Below are 16,402 nucleotides of genomic sequence, written 5' to 3' on the forward strand. Positions count from 1 at the left end.
GCTGCTGGACGCCTACGGCGTGGAGGACGTGCCGCTCGGCGATCTCGACCTGACGCCGGGGCTCATCGAGAGGGCGCGCGCAGAGAGGGGCGATGCCCCGCTGGCCTAGCCTAGGAGAAAAACGGAATAGACGGACCGACCGTCCGGCTGAGTCTGGGAAGAGGTGCCGGGCGGCGGGCGGAGCATGGCCACCGGACCCATCGAAACACATCTCCACCATTCCTTCAACTGGGAAAATGCCGCCCCCGGGGCCCGGATAGGACCTCGGGGGCGTTCGGTTAACTGCGGGAGCGTGCCGTCAGCTCAATGTGTTCGGTTGGGATCGGAAATCAACCTTCGGCATTTCGCGACCTCGTGCGGACGGATGGGCAATGGCAGAGCTGCTCCTGCGCAACATCATCGGCTACCTCGTGCAGTTGGTACCCTGCGCGGTGCTGTGCCTCATGCCCTTCGGCGGGCGCTTTCGCACCGGGGCGCGCCGGGCATGCGCCATGGCGGCGGGCATCATCGCCGCGGGCCTCGTGCCCTTCCTCGCCGCCGCGGTGGCGCCGCTCGCCCTGGGCGACGGCTCGCCGGGCGAGCTCTACGGCTCCATCCAGAACCTCGTCTTCTTGCTCACGGTCGCCGCGCTGTTCGCGCTCTACCTGCGCGTCGTCGAGGCGCCGGCGGAGCAGAAGGCCTTCGTCTTCGCGATCGTGGTGTTCTTCGCGTTCTTCGCGACGCTCACCTCGTCGAACGTGTCCTTTCTGCTGGGTTTTGCCGAGCGAAGCGACGGCTTCATGTACTACCCGCCGCGCCTCGCCGTGATGGCAGGCGCGTACGCGGCGCTCTTCCTGGCCATGGCGCCCCTCATGCGCGCGGTGCGCCGCGCCCTGGCGGAGCGGATCTCAGATGTCACCTGGCGGAGCATGGCCACCATCCTCGCGCTTATCGCCGTGCCCGTGGCGCTTGCGGGCGCCGCCATCGCCTGCTTCGGCCTGCGCCGCCGCGCGATCTAGTCGGAGCTGCTCTACCCGCTTGCTCGGGCCCCTTCAGGTGCGACGAGCGTCGTCATAATTCTGCTGGCAGGCGCCAGGTCGTTGCTTACGGATGCGGATGCCTCAAAAGTATCCTAATAGGATACATTTGAGGCATTCTGACTAGAGCGATATGTTGCGCCCGCCCTGATCGTCACGCGGAACTCCCCGCGGGCATTCTCGAAAAGGGGCTCTGCCATTCCCGCCTCGTGTAGCAGTCGGCGGACCGTAGGGATGCCTGAATAGCGGTTCTCAGTCTCGCCCAATGTCTCCATGACGGTGGCTATGACGGGGTTTCTAGTGTCAGGCCGCACTTTACCGAGGTCGTCTACCGTGAGCCGGCCGTATAACCCTCCCGGGCTGGAGATGACGAGTCTGTCCGCGTACATGTTCAGTTGGATGGGCGTGCCTTGCGATTACAAAACTTTAGCGAGTAAGTGCAAAAGTTATATGAGTAGTTAACTAAGTTTTGTACTGTGTGACAGTGTTTCGGGAAAGTATTGCACTCAATCGCGAGGGATTCATCAGGCTTTGCATGTGTGGGGCTTGATACGGCTCTGGAGCGTTCGAGTAATGGGGCTGGTTTGCGGGAAAAAAGAAGCCCGAAGCCGAAGCTCCGGGCCTTTACGTTCTTGGTCGCGGGGGCAGGATTTGAACCTACGACCTCCGGGTTATGAGCCCGGCGAGCTACCAGACTGCTCCACCCCGCAATGTCTGGATGCGCCTCAGCGCAAGAAGATATATTACGATGCACCCCTAGCGAATGCAAGCTGATCTGCCGGCGGCTCGTGTTCATCGCAATAGATTCACAATTGGGCTGCGTCCTGTGGAGATATCGCAGGCGGAAAAACTCCACGCACGATGCGCGGCAAGCCCAGTAGCAGGCCTTATGTTGATAGTCTGGTATTACTATTACGATACCAGCGTCGCTTACCTCCCGCTGATGCCCCAAGGATAGAATTTCCGGCTATGCGCGCACCGTGCATGCGGCGGGGCGATCGATTCGCCGCCGTGCATGCCGGCCGCGTGCCTGCTCGTCAATCGCGCTCGCAAAGGAGTCGGATATGTGCGGAATCGTCGGGTACACGGGACAAGATCTGGTCCAGGGCATCCTCATCGACGGGCTCAAGCGCCTCGAGTACCGTGGCTACGACTCCGCGGGCGTCGCGCTCGCGCACGGTGACGATCGGGGTATCGATGTCATCCGCCGGGTGGGCAAGGTGGCCGAGCTCGCATCGGCCGTCGCCGAGGTGGAGCACCCCTCGACCTGCGGTATCGGGCACACGCGCTGGGCGACGCACGGCAGCCCCTCGGTCGCCAACGCCCATCCGCATACCGGCTGCGACGGGCGCATCGCAATCGTACACAACGGCATCATCGAGAACTTCGCCGAGCTGCGCGCGGAGCTCGAGGGGCGCGGGCATCGTTTCTCCAGCGACACCGATTCCGAGGTCCTCGCGCACCTCATCGAGGAGGCGTACTACGGCTGGAACGGCAGCGCCGGGTGCCATGACCTGCTCGCAGCGGTGCGCGACGCCTGCGAGCACGTGGTGGGCGCCTACGGGCTCGCCGCGGTCTGCGCCGACGAGCCGGGCGCCGTCGCCGTCGCCCGCAAGGACAGCCCGATCATCGTCGGGCACGGGCCGCGCGGCAGCTACGTCGCCTCGGACGTGATCGCGCTCATCGAGGCGACGCGCGACGTCGTGGTGCTCGAGGACGGCCAGTTCGCCCTGCTCGAGCCCGAGGGCATCTCGTTCACCGACGCCCGCGGCAACGCGATTGAGCCCGAGGTGACCCATATCGATTGGGATATCGATACGGCCGAGAAGGGCGGCTACCCCGATTTCATGCTCAAGGAGATCTGCGAGCAGCCGCGCGTGGTGCGCGACACCCTCGTCGGCCGCCTCTCCGGCACCGGCGAGCTCGATATCGACGAGCTCGGCCTCACCTACGAGGAGCTCGACCTCATCGACCGCGTCTACGTGATCGCGTGCGGCACGAGCTACCATGCGGGCCTCATCGCCAAGAACCTCATCGAGGCGTGGGCGCGCATCCCCTGCGAGGTCGAGGCGGCGAGCGAGTTCCGCTACCGCAACCCCATCGTCACGCCGACGACGCTCGTGGTCGCCGTGTCGCAGTCGGGCGAGACGGCCGACACGCTCGCGGCGATCCGCGACGCGCGTATCAAGGGCGCGAAGGTCTTCGGCATCACCAACGTGGTGGGCTCGCCCGTCGCGCGCGAGAGCGACGGCGTCATCTACACCAAGGCCAACAAGGAGATCGCGGTGGCGAGTACCAAGAGCTTCATCGGCCAGGTGGTGTCGCTCACGCTGCTCGCCCTGCTGCTCGGCCAGGTCAAGGGCAAGCTCACCACGGGACAGGTGCGCATGCTCTTCCATGAGCTCGGCGATACCGCGGCCCAGATCCAGCACATCCTCGATACCCAGGGCGATGCCATCCGCGAGGCGGCGCTCGCCTGCAAGGATGCGCAGTCCGCGCTCTTCGTCGGGCGCGGCATGGGCGCCGCCATCAGCTACGAGGGGGCGCTCAAGCTCAAGGAGATCAGCTACCTGCACGCCGAGGCCTACGCGGCGGGCGAGATGAAGCACGGCCCCATCGCGCTCATCGACCCCGGGTTCCCGGTCATCGCGGTGACCACCAAGAGCCCCGTCTACGACAAGGTTGTCTCGAACCTCAAGGAGTGCGAGGCGCGCGGCGCCCGCATCATCGCCGTGGCGACGGAGGGCGACGAGGATATCCGTCGCATCGCGGACCACGTGATCTACATCCCGCCGGTGCGCGACCTGCTGAGCCCCATCACGGCGACGGTGCCGCTCCAGCTGCTCGCGCGCGAGGTCGCCGTGATGCGCGGGTGCGACGTCGACCAGCCGCGAAACCTCGCCAAGAGCGTGACGGTCGAGTAGGCCGCTGGGGCCGCGGGCCCTTCGGGTACCGGTTATCGACGCTTCACGGGACCTGCAGGGCGGATGCCGTGAAACATTTTCAAGTAGTCGGTACCTTGTCGTGGAACTGTACGGTAGAGACCGGTCCACGGCGAGAAAAGGCCCGGTAACGGGACCGGCGATTCAGCGGATACTCAAGGGTGGGCAACAAAGGTACCGACTACTTGAAAAAAAGATCGCGTGTCCCGGGTTTTGCCGCCGGGCGACCGGGTTAGGCGACGTCCCGCGACGTGCGCGCCTCGGCGCGCCAGGTGCGGCAGAGGGCGCGGTAGCTGTCGGCGTATTGGCTGCCGCGCTCCCAGATCAGTGAGAAATCATGGGAGATGGGGAGGTCCGCGGGCGTCACGTCCGCGAGCGTGCCGTTCGCGAGCTCCCGTTCGACGGCGATGCGGTACATGAAGCTCACGCCGCCGCCTGCCTGGACGAGCGCCTTGATGGCGTTGATGCTCGCAAGCTCGATGCGGTGGGGAAAGTCGTCGATCGTAAGGTCGCGGGCGGCGAGATTCGCCTCCAGGATCTCGCGTGTCCCCGACCCGGGTTCGCGGAGGATGAGAGGGTAGGCGAGCAGGTCGCGGATTGACTCGGGCGCGGGGAGCGTCTTCGGGGCGACGGCGACGAAGGGCTCGCTCGAGAACGTCTCATGGTCGAAGAGCCGGTGGTCGAAGGAACCCTCGACGAGCGCGAAGTCGAGCGAGCCGGCGCGGATCGCCTCGAGGAGCTCCCGGGTGTTGCCGCATATCATGAGGATGCGCTGGTTGGGGCGGCGCGCCGCGTGGCTGGCGAGCAGCTGCGGCGCGAGGTAGTCCGCGACGGTGCGCGTGCATCCGAACCGGAGGGGACGTGCGACGGAGATCGTGCCGTCCTCCGTGAGGAGCCCGATCTCCTCCTCGATACGGCGCTCGTCGTTCGCCATGACGGAGAGGCGCTCGAAAAGGAGCTCGCCTGCAGGCGTGGGGCGGACCATCCTGGTCTGCGTGGTGAAGAGGGGACAGCCGTAATGGGCTTCGAGCTGGCGGATATGCTGCGACACCGCCGGCTGGGAGATATGCAGCTCGCGAGCGGCAGCAGTGAAGCTGCCGAGGCGGTAGACCGCGAGGAATGTCTTCACGCGATAGTCGAGCACGTTCCTGTCCTTCAGTCTCGTGATGCGGGTGATGATATATAAGAATACAAAATCAATTAATAACGATACCGATAACAATAATTATATAAGCAGCTCATACCATGGGATGTGTTTGAGATGCACGGTCGTCGAAAGGCTGCCCCATGGAACTGATCAAGAACTACCGGTCGCTCTGGAAGGGCGTGCTCATGTGCCTCGCCATCGCGGTCCCGGCATGGCTGCTCGGCAAGCGCTTCGAGGTCGTGGGCGGCCCGGTCTTCGCGATCCTTATCGGCATGGGGCTTGCGCTCGCGGTTCCCGCGAAGGCGGGCGCCCCGCTGCAGCCGGGCGTCAAGTTCACCTCGAAGAAGATTCTGCAGTACGCCGTCATCCTCTTGGGGTTCGGCCTCAACCTGGGGCAGATCGCGCGCGTGGGGGCGACCTCCCTGCCCATCATCGTCTCGACCATCGCCACGTCGCTCATCGTGTCGTTCGTGCTCTGCCGCGTCATGGACATCCCGTCGAAGATCTCGACGCTCATCGGCGTGGGGTCGTCCATCTGCGGCGGCTCGGCGATCGCGGCGACCGCGCCGGTGATCGACGCCGACGACGAGGAGATCGCGCAGGCGATCAGCGTCATCTTCCTCTTCAACATCATCGCGGCCCTGGTGTTCCCCGCGCTCGGCGGCATGCTCGGCCTGACGAACGAGGGCTTCGGGCTCTTCGCCGGCACTGCGGTGAACGACACCTCCTCGGTCACGGCGGCGGCCGCCGCCTGGGACGGCATGCACCCGGGCGCCAACACGCTCGACAGCGCGACCATCGTAAAGCTCACGCGCACGCTCGCGATCATCCCCATCACGCTCGCGCTCGCGTTCTGGCAGGTGCGCCAGGCCAAGCGCTCCGCCGAGGCGGGTGAGGGGGCGGGCGGTGCCGCCGGGTCCTTCGACCTCAAGCGCATCTTCCCGTTCTTCATCCTCTTCTTCGTGCTCGCGAGCGTCATCACTACGGTTTTCGCCCTGCCGGCCGAGGTGACCGCCCCCATCAAGGAGCTGAGCAAGTTCTTCATCATCATGGCCATGGCCGCAATCGGCTTCAACACGGACATCGTCAAGCTCGTGCGGACCGGCGGCAAGCCGATCCTCATGGGGGCGTGCTGCTGGGTGGCGATCGCCGCGGTGAGCCTGGGCATGCAGCACGTGCTCGGGATCTGGTAGCGCGGGGGCTGGTCCGAGGGCGGCGCGATGCCGCCCTTTAGGATGGCAGGTCTCAGGTCCGTGCCTGCAAGTGCCTCTACCTGCGTCTTGCAACCGGTGGGCGCCTGCCGGTTGCCGCGGAGAGATCCGAAATGCAGCCCGACGGTTGGTAGAATGGGGCCCATGGCGCCCGTACTCTGGAGGTGCCTGCAGAGATAGCCACCGCGCCCCGAGCGCCTAACGAAAGGCCTGCCATGAGCTTTCGCGACAACCTCCAGCACCTGCGCGCCACGCGCAACATGACCCAGGAGCAGCTCGCCATGCTGCTCGGCGTCTCCCGTCAGTCCGTGACGAAATGGGAGGCCGAGAAAAGCTACCCCGAGATGGATAAGCTCCTCAAGATGTGCCAGATCTTCGAGTGCTCGCTCGACGACCTTGTCCAGGGCGACCTCACGGGACGTGCGGGCGCATGCGCGCCGGCGACGGTGCCCGCCGGCCCTCCGCAGGACATCTGCGGCTACGACGAGCACCAGCGCATGATGGCCTGGAAGGTGCCCACGGGAGTGGCTGCCATCCTGGTCGGCATCGGCGTCGGTCTCTTGCTCGAGGGTCGCGCCGTGCCGTTTTTCCTGAAGGACACGTCGGCATCGGATCTGCCGATGATCGTGTGCATCTTCATCGGCATCGTCGTCGGCCTGGAGTTCCTGGTGACTGCCGGTATGGAACATGCGGCGTTCGTGAAGGCGCACCCCTATATCGAGGACTTCTACACCGAGGACGAGTGCGCCCGCGCGCGCCGGAACATGGCGCAGGCGTGCGTCGCGGGCGTCGGTCTCATCTTTGCGGGATGCGCGTGCATCATCGCGCTCGGCGAGTACCCCGTGACCGAGCGCGAGGGCCTCTGCCTGCTCATGCTCTTCATCGCCGCGGGCTCATGGCTCATCATCCGCTACGGCATGCTCCTCGGGCGCACGAACGTCGCCGAGTACAACAGGAGCGTGGCCGATGACCTTGAGCTCGAGGACATCGCGAGCGCGCAGCTTGACGAGGCCCGCCGCGAGGAGCTGCTCCGTCGCAAGCGGAAGAGCGACAGGCTCGGCGCCGTCTGCGCGACCATCATGATCGTCGCGACCATCGTCGGGCTCGGGCTCCTGTTCTGGCCGGTGCTCACCTCGCCCAACCCCGACGCCTTCGAGCCCGAGGGCACCTCCGCCATGTGGTTCTGGCTCGCGTGGCCGGCGGGCGGCCTCATCTGCGGCGTCGTGGCGGTGCTCTGGGAGGCGTTCGGGCAGGAACGCTAACCTCCGGTCGGGTCGGGCCATCGGGCCGTCTCGCCTTACGGCGCCGTGCGGCGCGGGTAACCCGCTTATGGAGAATCGAAAGAAAAAACAAGCGCGATCGGCGAAACTCCCCGCCCACCCCGGATGCCGTACCGCCTACCTAATTAACTGTTTGTCAAACGCGTATGCCGGGTTTACTAAAACCAGACGGATTTATTGGCCCGGCGCTCGAGGCGCCTGACATGAAGGAGGACACCATGGGACTCAAAGCCGAGGAGGCGCTCGAAACAGATTTCGAAGGATTCCTGGGGTACCTGCGTTCCAAGACGCGCGTCTTCATGGATATCGATGACGACCAGTACTACATCACCCATACCGACGGGTACTGGCGCGTCCAGGATTGCTCTCAGCTCAACGACAAGGGTCGCTTCACCGATTGCTCCGAGCTCGTGACCACCATGCCCGAGCTCATCGAGCTCCCGTGGCGCGACGGCAAGAGCATCCACGACCTCTTCCCCGAGGCGACGTTCTACGAGTCCGTCCAGGAGGGCTGGGAGCAGTAGCCCCGGGCGGATGCCCCACATAGCTTTTTCAGGCCGCCGGCGCAGTCCCCCGCGTCGGCGGCCTTCGCGTTGCGCGCGGCGTGCGGAACGGGGCCGTGCCGTGCGGTCGCCCGCGCGCGTTCGGTTGCATACCCGTGCGCTGCAGCGTCGGTGGACGGTCGCATCGCCGCGGTGGACGGCAGGGGCGGGCGGCCTGCCGCGGCCCGTTGACTTTAATCCGAAATCGGACTAACCTCAAGGCCGGGGCAGTCTGTCGCGCCGCGGGGCGCGGCTGAGCGGGGGAGGTCGAGCGCCATGGATCAGCATGCGGACAAGGTGCGCGAGCAGGAGCCCTGCGCGCCGACCGAGCTCGACTACCTCTACAACGAGATCGACAAGCTCTACCACGCCTACGCGCGCGGCTGCGGCCTGTCGGATTGCGCGTACTGGATGCTCTACGACCTCGAGCGCGCGGACGGGTCGCTGCCGCTCGCACAGCTCACCGCCTCATGGTCGTACAGCAAGCAGACCATAAACTCCGCGATCAAGACGCTCGAGCAGCAGGGCCTGGTCGAGCTCACCTTCATGGAGGGGAGCCGCCGCAACAAGACGGCGACCCTCACCGCGGCGGGCAAGGCGCTCTCGCTCGAGCGCATCGTGCCCGCCATCGAGGCCGAGCAGGCGGCGTTCGACGAGCTCGAGCCCGCCGAGCAGCGCGAGCTCATCAGGCTCGTCCGCCGCTACACCGACGCCCTGGACGCCCAGATCATGGCCGCCCGCGCGCCCGAGCGCAACGCCGACCCCAGCGAGGGTCACCCGTAGCGCCGCGTGCCTCCCGTTCCCGTCGACCACGTGCAAGATGAAGGGATGCCATCCATGCGAACGCTTCTGCGTTTCCTCAAGCCCTACAAGCTCCAGACCGCGGGCGTGCTCGCCGCGCTCGCCGTCAACCTGGCGGGCGTGCTGCTCGTGCCCACGATCCTCGCCAACATGATCAACATCGGCGTCACGTCGCGCGACTTCGACTACATCACGTCGCAGGCGGTGTTCATGCTCGTCGCGGCCGTGGTGTCGGGCGCGGGCGCGTTCGTGTGCAACTACTTGTGCGCCGACCTCTCCACCAAGGTGGGCCGCGACATCAGAAACGCCGTCTACGACGCGTCGCTGTCGTTCTCGGGCAGCGACTTCGAGCAGTTCGGCACCGGCTCCATGATCACGCGCACCCTAGGCGACGTGAACGTGATCCAGATGGCGCTCTCCATGACGCTGCAGATGATCATGCCCGTCCCGTTCGCCGCCATCATCGGCGTGGCGCTCGCTTTGTCCATCGACGAGCAGATGGGCATCATGCTCGCGGGCTTCATCATCGTGGTGGCCGTCATCGCGGTTCTGACCGTCCGCAAGGCCGCCGTGATCTTCCAGAAGCTGCAGCGCTTCATCGACCGCATGAACGTGCGCCTGCGCGAGAGCATCACCGGCGTGCGCGTGATCCGCGCCTTCGGCAAGGAGGAGTCCGAGCGCAGGAGCCTCGACGACGCGTTCACCGACTACGCGGAGAGCGCCATCAAGGTGAACTGGCTCTTCGCGACCTTCGACTGCTCGTCGTTCTTCATCATGAACCTCGCCGAGGTCTCGGTCATCTGGCTCGGCGGCAACCGCGTCGGCGCGCACGCCATGGGCATCGCCTCGATCTCGGCGTGCGTCGAGTACGCCATGCTCATCCTGTTCTTCCTCATGATGGCCCAGATCTGCGCGCTCACGCTGCCGCGCGCGCTCGTGTGCCTCGAGCGCTGCCGCCAGGTGATCGACTGCGAGCCGAGCATCGCTGACGGCAAGCTCACCGAGCTGCCCGGTGCCGGCGCGCCCGCGGACGCCGCGGCGGGCGCCGAGGACGAGGCGCCGGCGCAGATGGTGGCGCACTTCGGCAACGCGTCCTTCAAGTTCGCCGACGCGAGCGAGGACACGCTGCACCACATCAACTTCTTCTGCCGCCGCGGCACCACGACGGCGATCATCGGCCCCACCGGCTCGGGCAAGTCGACGATCGCCAAGCTCCTGCTGCGCTTCCACGACGTGAGCGACGGCTCGGTCGAGGTGTGCGGCACCGACGTGCGCGAGCTCACACAGGAGGCGCTGCGCGACCGGATCAGCTACGTGCCGCAGAAGGCCTGGCTCTTCAGCGGCACCATCGCCGAGAACCTGCGCTACGGCCGCCCCGAGGCGACCGACGAGGAGCTCTGGCACGCGCTCGACGTGGCGCAGTCGGGCTTCGTGCGCGAGCTGCCCGACGGGCTCGAGACGCGCGTCGCCCAGGGCGGCACCAACTTCTCCGGCGGCCAGCGCCAGCGCCTCTCGATCGCCCGCGCCCTGGTGAAGCGCGCCGACCTCTACATCTTCGACGACTCGTTCTCGGCGCTCGACTTCAAGACCGACGCGGCGCTGCGCCGCGCGCTCGCCGAGGAGGTGGCCGACGCCGCGGTGCTCATCATCGCGCAGCGCATCAACACCATCGTTTCGGCCGACCAGATCGTGGTGCTCAAGGACGGCTGCATCCAGGGCCTGGGCACGCACGCGGAGCTCATCCGCTCCTGCGAGGCGTACCAGGAGATCGCCCGCTCCCAGCTGCGCGCCGAGGAGCTCGAGGAGCTCATGGGCGCCGCCGCGGAAGGCGGCGGGGCTGCCGAGGAGGCCGAGCGCGACGGAGCCGCTCCGGATGCGGTACCCGGCCCGGACCCGGAGGAGGCCGCCGCACCCGAGCACGCCCAGGAAGGAGGTGAGCGGGCATGATGCGCGAGGAGAAGAGCCGCCGCCGCGACGAGCAGCGCCGTGGCCGCGCCGTGAGGCCGCTCTACCATGACGACTACGACGACGAGCAGGACGCCGAGGTCCCGCGCGACCCCTTCGGCGTGATCCGCCGCCTGTGGGAGGTGTCCGACGGCGAGCACTGGCGCTTCGCCGTGGTGCTCGTCTCGATCGTGTGCTACACGGTGACCCATCTCTCGGCGCCGCTCTACAGCGCGCACCTCATCGACCTTCTGTGGGCGCATATCCAAGACGCGTTCGCCCAGGGCCGCGACTTCATGATCACCTGGGAGACGGGCGGCCGCGAGTGCCTCGTCTTCCTGGGCATCTGGACGCTCGCCTGGGCCTTCTACACGCTCCAGGCCTTCACGATGGCGAGCTTCGCCGAGCGGCTCAACCTGAAACTCCGCCGCCGCGTGGCGGGCAAGCTCAACGTGCTGCCGCTCAAGTACTACGACGCCCATAAGCCGGGCGACGTGATGAGCCGCGTGACCAACGACCTCGACAAGGTGTCCGAGGTGCTCCAGCGCGGCCTGCTGTCGATGCTCATCGCGGTGGGCTCGGTGATCGGCGCGGTCATCATGATGATGCGCATCAACTACGTGCTCGCGGTCGTGTTCCTCGCGTTCGCCGCCTCGGCCGTGTTCATGACGCGCGCCGTCGCGATGCGCACGCTCGTGCTCGCCGCGCACCAGCAGCGCGCGGTGGGCGTGCTCACCGGGCACGTCGAGGAGGCCTACTCCGGCCGCATCGTGATCCGCGCGTTCAACCAGGAGCGCGCGAGCTCGGAGCGCATCCACCGGGCCACGCAGCGGCTCGCCGACACCATGCGCATGACGGACTTCACCACCAACGTGGTGGGCCCCATGGTGCGCTGCCTCGTGCGCTTCTCGCAGGTGGTGCTCGCGCTTTTGGGCACGTGGTTCCTCATCGGCGGCCGCCTCACCATCGGCACCCTGCAGGCGTTCTTCCAGTACGTGAACACCGCGGCCGAGCCGCTCACCCAGTTCTCGCTCACCATGAACCAGCTGCAGAGCGCGCTGGCGGCCGTGGAGCGCGTGTTCGACATCCTCGACGAGGACGAGATCGAGCCCGACCCCGCCGAGCCCGCGCTCGCGCCTTCGCCGGTGAGCGGGCGGGTGGCCTTCGAGCACGTCCGCTTCGGGTACGACCCGGAGCGCCCGCTCATGAAGGACGTGAGCTTCGTGGCCGAGCCCGGCCAGAAGGTGGCCATCGTGGGCGCCACGGGCGCCGGCAAGACCACCCTCATCAATCTGCTCATGCGCTTCTACGAGATCGACGGCGGCAAGATCACGCTCGACGGCGTGGACACGCACGCCATGCGCCGGTCGGACCTGCGCCGCAACTTCGGCATGGTGCTGCAGGACGCGTGGCTGCGCGAGGGCTCGATCGCCGACAACATCGCCTACGGCTGCGATGGCGCCACGCGCGACGAGGTCATGCAGGCGGCCAAGACCGCGCAGGTCGATTTCTTCGTGCGCACGATGCCGCACGGTTACGACACCGAGCTCGCCAACGACGCCGAGAACATCAGCCAGGGCCAGCGCCAGCTGCTCACCATCGCGCGCGTGCTGCTCGCGAACCCGTCGATCCTCATCCTGGACGAGGCGACCTCGAGCGTGGACACGCGCACCGAGAAGGCCATCGTGACCGCGATGGAGAAGCTCACGCACGGGCGGACGAGCTTCGTGATCGCGCACCGGCTCTCGACGATCGTCGATTCGGACCTCATCCTGGTGATGGACCACGGTACCATTATCGAGCAGGGTACGCACGAGGAGCTCCTCGCCGCCGGCGGGGCCTATTCGGAGCTCTACAACTCGCAGTTCGCGTAGGCGCGCGTAGCGCCGGTGCTCAGACGCCGTCCGGCCCGGGTTCCGGGTGCGGACGGCGCCTCGCGCCGGCTGCCGGGCGCGGGAGCGCCACCAGGGAAGGGGACCGATGAACCTGAAGCAGCTCGAGGCCTTCGTGCGCGTGGCCGACGCCCGCAGCTTCTCGGCGGCGGCCAAGGAGCTCTACCTCTCGCAGCCCACGGTGAGCGCGCACGTGGCGGCGCTCGAGCGCGAGCTGGGCTGCGCGCTGCTCAACCGCAGCACCAAGGAGGTCTCGCTCACGCAGAAGGGCCACGAGCTCTATATGTACGCCGAGCAGATGCTCGCCGTCGAGCGGCGCATCGAGGAGCACTTCGGCCTTGAGTGCCGCCGCGGGGTGCTGCGCATCGCCGCCTCGACGGTACCCGCCCAGTACCTGCTGCCGCGCGCGCTCGCGACCTTCCGCGAGCGCTACCCCCGCGAGCGCATCAAGGTCATCGAGACCGATAGCGCCGGCGCGGTCGAGCACGTGCTCGAGCACCGGGCGGACATCGGGTTCGCCGGCACCGCGCTCGAGGGCAAGCGCTGCATCTACCAGCCGATCTACCGCGACGAGCTCGCGGTGGTGATGCCCGCGACCGAGCGCTACCGTGCGCTGCCCGAGCGCGACATCGCCTCGTGGCTGCCCGGGGAGCCCGTCATCATGCGCGAGGAGGGCTCGGGCACGCGGCGCGAGACCGAGCTTCTGCTGGAGCGCATGGGCATCGACCCCGCGCGGCTCACCGTGGTCGCGACCATCGAGAACGAGGAGACGATCAAGCGGTCGGTCGCGAGCGGCGTGGGCGTGAGCATCATGTCGCTTCTGGCCGTGCGCTCCGAGGTCGCCGCGGGGGTTCTGCGCGTCTGCCCGCTGGGGGCGGCGGGCGGCTGCCGCGACATCAACCTCGTGCTCGACCCGGGCTACCTGCGCACCGCGGCGGCGGAGTCGTTCATCGAGATCGTCCGCGGGCTCTACGGGCACGCGCCCCGTGCATGACGCGCCGGCGGAATGCGTCGCTAGGGCGTGACGTCGGCTTATAGAAAACTCCAATAAAGGGCACTTGACTATAGCATCTTCCTATTCGACCCTCTGTAAGGTGAGCCATACACTTTATGTACGGAGGGTGAATACCATGATCTACCTCGACAATGCTGCTACGACATTTCAAAAACCGCGATGCGTGATCGAGGCGGTCGCCTCGGCCATGGAGCACATGGGCAACGCCGGTCGCGGCGCGTCGGATGCGGCGCTCGACGCCTCGCGGGTCATCTACAACGCGCGCGAGGCCCTCGCCGAGCTCTTCGGCGCCGAGCACCCCTCGTGTATGGTCTTCACCGCCAACTCGACGGAGAGCCTGAACATCGCCATCAAGGGCCTGTTCTCGCCGGGCGACCGCGTGGTCACGACGGCGCTCGAGCACAACTCGGTGCTGCGCCCGCTCTACGAGCTGGCCGAGCGCGGCGTGGAGCTCGAGATCGTGGGCGCCGATGCGCGCGGCGTGCTCGACTACGACGCGCTCGAGGCGGCGCTCACGCCGGGCACGCGCGGCGTGGTGTGCACGCATGCCTCCAACCTCACGGGCAACATGGTCGACATCGCGCGCGTGAGCGAGATCGCCCATGCCGCGGGCGCGCTTTTCGTGGTCGACGCCTCGCAGACGGCCGGCGCCTTCCCCATCGACGTGCAGGCGCTCGGCATCGACGTGCTCTGCTTCACGGGGCACAAGAGCATGCTCGGTCCCCAGGGCACGGGCGGCATGTACGTGCGCGAGGGCCTTCAGGTGCGGCCGCTTCTGAGCGGCGGCAGCGGCATCGACACCTACAACACGCATCACCCCAGCCAGATGCCCACGGCGCTCGAGGCGGGCACCTTGAACGGGCATGGCATCGCGGGCCTGCTCGCCGCGGTGGGCTATCTCAATGAGACGGGCATCGAGCGCATCCGCGACCGCGAGCTCGCGCTCATGCGGCGCTTCCACGCGGCCGTCACGGCGATTCCCGCTATCAAGGTCTACGGCGACTTCGAACCTGCGCTCCGCGCGCCCATCGTGGCGCTCAACATCGGTGACTACGACTCGTCCGAGGTGAGCGACGAGCTCAACGTCACCTACGGCATCGTGACGCGCCCCGGCGCGCACTGCGCCCCCCTCATGCATAAGGCGCTGGGGACGGTCTCGCAAGGGGCGGTCCGCTTCAGCTTCTCCCACTTCAACACCGAGGACGAAGTTGACCGCGCTGTGCAGGCATTGGCCGAATTGGCTGCGGATTAGGAAAGGATCGTGGCATGGATCTATTGGATTTCTCGAGTTCTAAGGTGAGGCTCGCCGTCGCCGGCGCGCTGTGCGGCGCGGTTGCCGCGGCGCTCGCGTTCTTCGGCAACCCCGCGAACATGGCGTTCTGCATCGCCTGCTTCATCCGCGACACCGCGGGTGCGCTCGGCATGCACAACGCCGAGGCCGTGCAGTACGTGCGCCCCGAGATCATCGGGTTGGTGCTGGGGTCGTTCGCCATCTCCGCCGCCACCAAGGAGTGGCGCTCCATGGCGGGCTCCTCGCCCATGACGCGCTTCGCGCTGGGCATGGTCCTCGCGATCGGCTCGCTCGTCTTTTTGGGCTGCCCGCTGCGCATGATCATCCGCATGTCCGCGGGCGACCTCAACGCGTGGGTCGCGCTCATCGGCTTCGTCGCGGGCGTGGGCACCGGCTGCATCGCGCTCAAGAAGGGCTTCAGCCTGGGCCGCGCGCAGAAGACCAACGCCGCGAGCGGTGTGGTGCTCCCGGCGCTCCTGGCCGGCGTGCTGATCCTCGCCCTCACCACCACGCTGCTCAAGAGCAGCACCTCGGGCCCCGGTAGCATGCATGCCCCCATCATCATGTCGCTCGCGGGCGGCCTCATCGTGGGCGCGCTCGCCCAGAAGAGCCGCATGTGCTTCGCCGGCAGCATCCGCGACGTCATCCTCATGAAGAACTTCGACCTCATCACCATCATCGGCGCGTTCTTCGTCGTCATGCTCGGCTACAACATCGCGACCGGCCACTTCGTGCCGGCGTTCGACACCCCGGGCATCATCGCCCACTCCGAGCACCTGTGGAACATCCTCGGCATGTACGCCGTGGGCTTCGCGGCCGTGCTCGCCGGCGGCTGCCCGCTGCGCCAGCTCGTGCTCGCCGGCCAGGGCTCGTCCGACTCCGCCGTGACCGTGCTCGGCATGTTCGTGGGCGCCGCGCTCGCGCACAACTTCGGGCTCGCCGCGAGCGGCACCGCCATGGACGCCGCCACGCAGACCATCACCGCGGGCGCCGTGCCCATGGCCGGTAAGGTCGCCGTCATCATCTGCATCGCCGTCTGCGCGGTGATCGCCGTCGTGAACAAGCGTCAGGGAAAGTAGGGTACCATGGTTGAAGTCGATGCACGCGGGCTCTCCTGCCCCGAGCCGATCATGCTCACGGCCGATGCGCTCAAGCAGGCGGACGGCCCGGTCAAGGTCCTCGTCGATGAGCCCCATCAGAAGATGAACGTCGAGAAGTTCGCGCGGTCCCAGGGCCGCACGCCCACCTCGACGGAGACCGCGAACGGGTTCGAGGTCGTGATCGAGTAGATGCTGCGCGGCCGCCGTCTGCCGACGGCCGG

At 67.0% G+C, this 16,402-nt stretch carries 14 protein-coding genes and 1 tRNA gene; 12 read left to right on the top strand and 3 right to left on the bottom strand.

The window, feature by feature from the left end; translation table 11 throughout:
- The first annotated feature begins 371 nt into the window (after window positions 1-371).
- Window positions 372-998: a hypothetical protein gene (locus tag FS885_RS08015; protein ID WP_144744540.1), complete on the top strand. Its 627-nt coding sequence runs from the start codon at window positions 372-374 to the stop codon at window positions 996-998.
- Window positions 999-1,111: 113 nt separating this feature from the next.
- Here FS885_RS08015 and FS885_RS10210 read toward each other — a convergent pair whose 3' ends face one another.
- Both FS885_RS10210 and FS885_RS08025 read right to left on the bottom strand, forming a co-directional pair.
- Window positions 1,112-1,417 (bottom strand): ATP-binding protein, encoded by a 306-nt coding sequence (locus FS885_RS10210; protein ID WP_425458929.1) that lies wholly within the window; start codon window positions 1,415-1,417, stop codon window positions 1,112-1,114.
- 232 nt (window positions 1,418-1,649) lie between these two features.
- Window positions 1,650-1,726 (bottom strand) — tRNA-Met (locus FS885_RS08025).
- Window positions 1,727-2,080: 354 nt separating this feature from the next.
- On the opposite strand from FS885_RS08025, the gene glmS reads away from it, so the two are divergent.
- On the top strand, window positions 2,081-3,940 hold the full coding sequence (gene glmS / locus FS885_RS08030; protein WP_144744542.1) for a glutamine--fructose-6-phosphate transaminase (isomerizing): 1,860 nt from the start codon (window positions 2,081-2,083) through the stop codon (window positions 3,938-3,940).
- A gap of 250 nt (window positions 3,941-4,190) precedes the next feature.
- Here glmS and FS885_RS08035 read toward each other — a convergent pair whose 3' ends face one another.
- Window positions 4,191-5,102, bottom strand: coding sequence for a LysR family transcriptional regulator (locus FS885_RS08035; RefSeq protein WP_144744543.1), 912 nt, complete (start codon window positions 5,100-5,102; stop codon window positions 4,191-4,193).
- A gap of 143 nt (window positions 5,103-5,245) precedes the next feature.
- On the opposite strand from FS885_RS08035, the gene FS885_RS08040 reads away from it, so the two are divergent.
- The 10 genes from FS885_RS08040 (at window position 5,246) to FS885_RS08085 (ending at window position 16,370) form a co-directional block, all read left to right on the top strand.
- Entirely contained in the window at window positions 5,246-6,298 is a 1,053-nt protein-coding gene (locus FS885_RS08040; protein WP_144744544.1) for a YeiH family protein, read from the top strand.
- 233 nt (window positions 6,299-6,531) lie between these two features.
- Window positions 6,532-7,578, top strand: coding sequence for a helix-turn-helix transcriptional regulator (locus FS885_RS08045; RefSeq protein ID WP_144744545.1), 1,047 nt, complete (start codon window positions 6,532-6,534; stop codon window positions 7,576-7,578).
- Window positions 7,579-7,814: 236 nt separating this feature from the next.
- Window positions 7,815-8,120, top strand: a complete 306-nt coding sequence (locus tag FS885_RS08050) for a CDP-alcohol phosphatidyltransferase (RefSeq protein WP_144744546.1) — start codon at window positions 7,815-7,817, stop codon at window positions 8,118-8,120.
- Between the two features lie 294 nt (window positions 8,121-8,414).
- A complete protein-coding gene (locus FS885_RS08055) occupies window positions 8,415-8,921 on the top strand; it encodes a MarR family winged helix-turn-helix transcriptional regulator (protein WP_144744547.1) in 507 nt (168 codons plus the stop codon).
- A 54-nt stretch (window positions 8,922-8,975) separates the two neighbouring features.
- Window positions 8,976-10,886, top strand: a complete 1,911-nt coding sequence (locus tag FS885_RS08060; RefSeq protein ID WP_144744548.1) for an ABC transporter ATP-binding protein — start codon at window positions 8,976-8,978, stop codon at window positions 10,884-10,886.
- Window positions 10,883-12,757, top strand: a complete 1,875-nt coding sequence (locus FS885_RS08065; RefSeq protein WP_144744549.1) for an ABC transporter ATP-binding protein — start codon at window positions 10,883-10,885, stop codon at window positions 12,755-12,757. The genes FS885_RS08060 and FS885_RS08065 overlap by 4 nt, the downstream gene beginning before the upstream one ends.
- 106 nt (window positions 12,758-12,863) lie before the next feature.
- Window positions 12,864-13,769: a selenium metabolism-associated LysR family transcriptional regulator gene (locus FS885_RS08070; RefSeq protein WP_144744550.1), complete on the top strand. Its 906-nt coding sequence runs from the start codon at window positions 12,864-12,866 to the stop codon at window positions 13,767-13,769.
- A 136-nt stretch (window positions 13,770-13,905) separates the two neighbouring features.
- On the top strand, window positions 13,906-15,042 hold the full coding sequence (locus tag FS885_RS08075; RefSeq protein ID WP_144744551.1) for an aminotransferase class V-fold PLP-dependent enzyme: 1,137 nt from the start codon (window positions 13,906-13,908) through the stop codon (window positions 15,040-15,042).
- A gap of 14 nt (window positions 15,043-15,056) precedes the next feature.
- The gene (gene yedE / locus FS885_RS08080; protein WP_222419899.1) at window positions 15,057-16,160 is read left to right on the top strand and encodes a YedE family putative selenium transporter; all 1,104 of its coding nucleotides are present in this window, start codon (window positions 15,057-15,059) and stop codon (window positions 16,158-16,160) included.
- 6 nt (window positions 16,161-16,166) lie between these two features.
- Window positions 16,167-16,370: a sulfurtransferase TusA family protein gene (locus FS885_RS08085; protein ID WP_144744552.1), complete on the top strand. Its 204-nt coding sequence runs from the start codon at window positions 16,167-16,169 to the stop codon at window positions 16,368-16,370.
- Window positions 16,371-16,402: the final 32 nt, after the last annotated feature.

Origin of the sequence: Enorma burkinafasonensis (assembly GCF_902150035.1) — a bacterium.
GTDB classification, from domain to species: domain Bacteria; phylum Actinomycetota; class Coriobacteriia; order Coriobacteriales; family Coriobacteriaceae; genus Enorma; species Enorma burkinafasonensis.

Excerpts from the sequence above, each read along its gene's own strand:
- FS885_RS08015 (WP_144744540.1), top strand. The coding sequence starts at position 372 with ATGGCAGAGCTGCTCCTGCGCAACATCATCGGCTACCTCGTGCAGTTG.
- glmS (WP_144744542.1), top strand. The coding sequence starts at position 2,081 with ATGTGCGGAATCGTCGGGTACACGGGACAAGATCTGGTCCAGGGCATC.
- FS885_RS08040 (WP_144744544.1), top strand. The coding sequence starts at position 5,246 with ATGGAACTGATCAAGAACTACCGGTCGCTCTGGAAGGGCGTGCTCATG.
- FS885_RS08045 (WP_144744545.1), top strand. The coding sequence starts at position 6,532 with ATGAGCTTTCGCGACAACCTCCAGCACCTGCGCGCCACGCGCAACATG.
- FS885_RS08050 (WP_144744546.1), top strand. The coding sequence starts at position 7,815 with ATGGGACTCAAAGCCGAGGAGGCGCTCGAAACAGATTTCGAAGGATTC.
- FS885_RS08055 (WP_144744547.1), top strand. The coding sequence starts at position 8,415 with ATGGATCAGCATGCGGACAAGGTGCGCGAGCAGGAGCCCTGCGCGCCG.
- FS885_RS08060 (WP_144744548.1), top strand. The coding sequence starts at position 8,976 with ATGCGAACGCTTCTGCGTTTCCTCAAGCCCTACAAGCTCCAGACCGCG.
- FS885_RS08065 (WP_144744549.1), top strand. The coding sequence starts at position 10,883 with ATGATGCGCGAGGAGAAGAGCCGCCGCCGCGACGAGCAGCGCCGTGGC.
- FS885_RS08070 (WP_144744550.1), top strand. The coding sequence starts at position 12,864 with ATGAACCTGAAGCAGCTCGAGGCCTTCGTGCGCGTGGCCGACGCCCGC.
- FS885_RS08075 (WP_144744551.1), top strand. The coding sequence starts at position 13,906 with ATGATCTACCTCGACAATGCTGCTACGACATTTCAAAAACCGCGATGC.
- yedE (WP_222419899.1), top strand. The coding sequence starts at position 15,057 with ATGGATCTATTGGATTTCTCGAGTTCTAAGGTGAGGCTCGCCGTCGCC.
- FS885_RS08085 (WP_144744552.1), top strand. The coding sequence starts at position 16,167 with ATGGTTGAAGTCGATGCACGCGGGCTCTCCTGCCCCGAGCCGATCATG.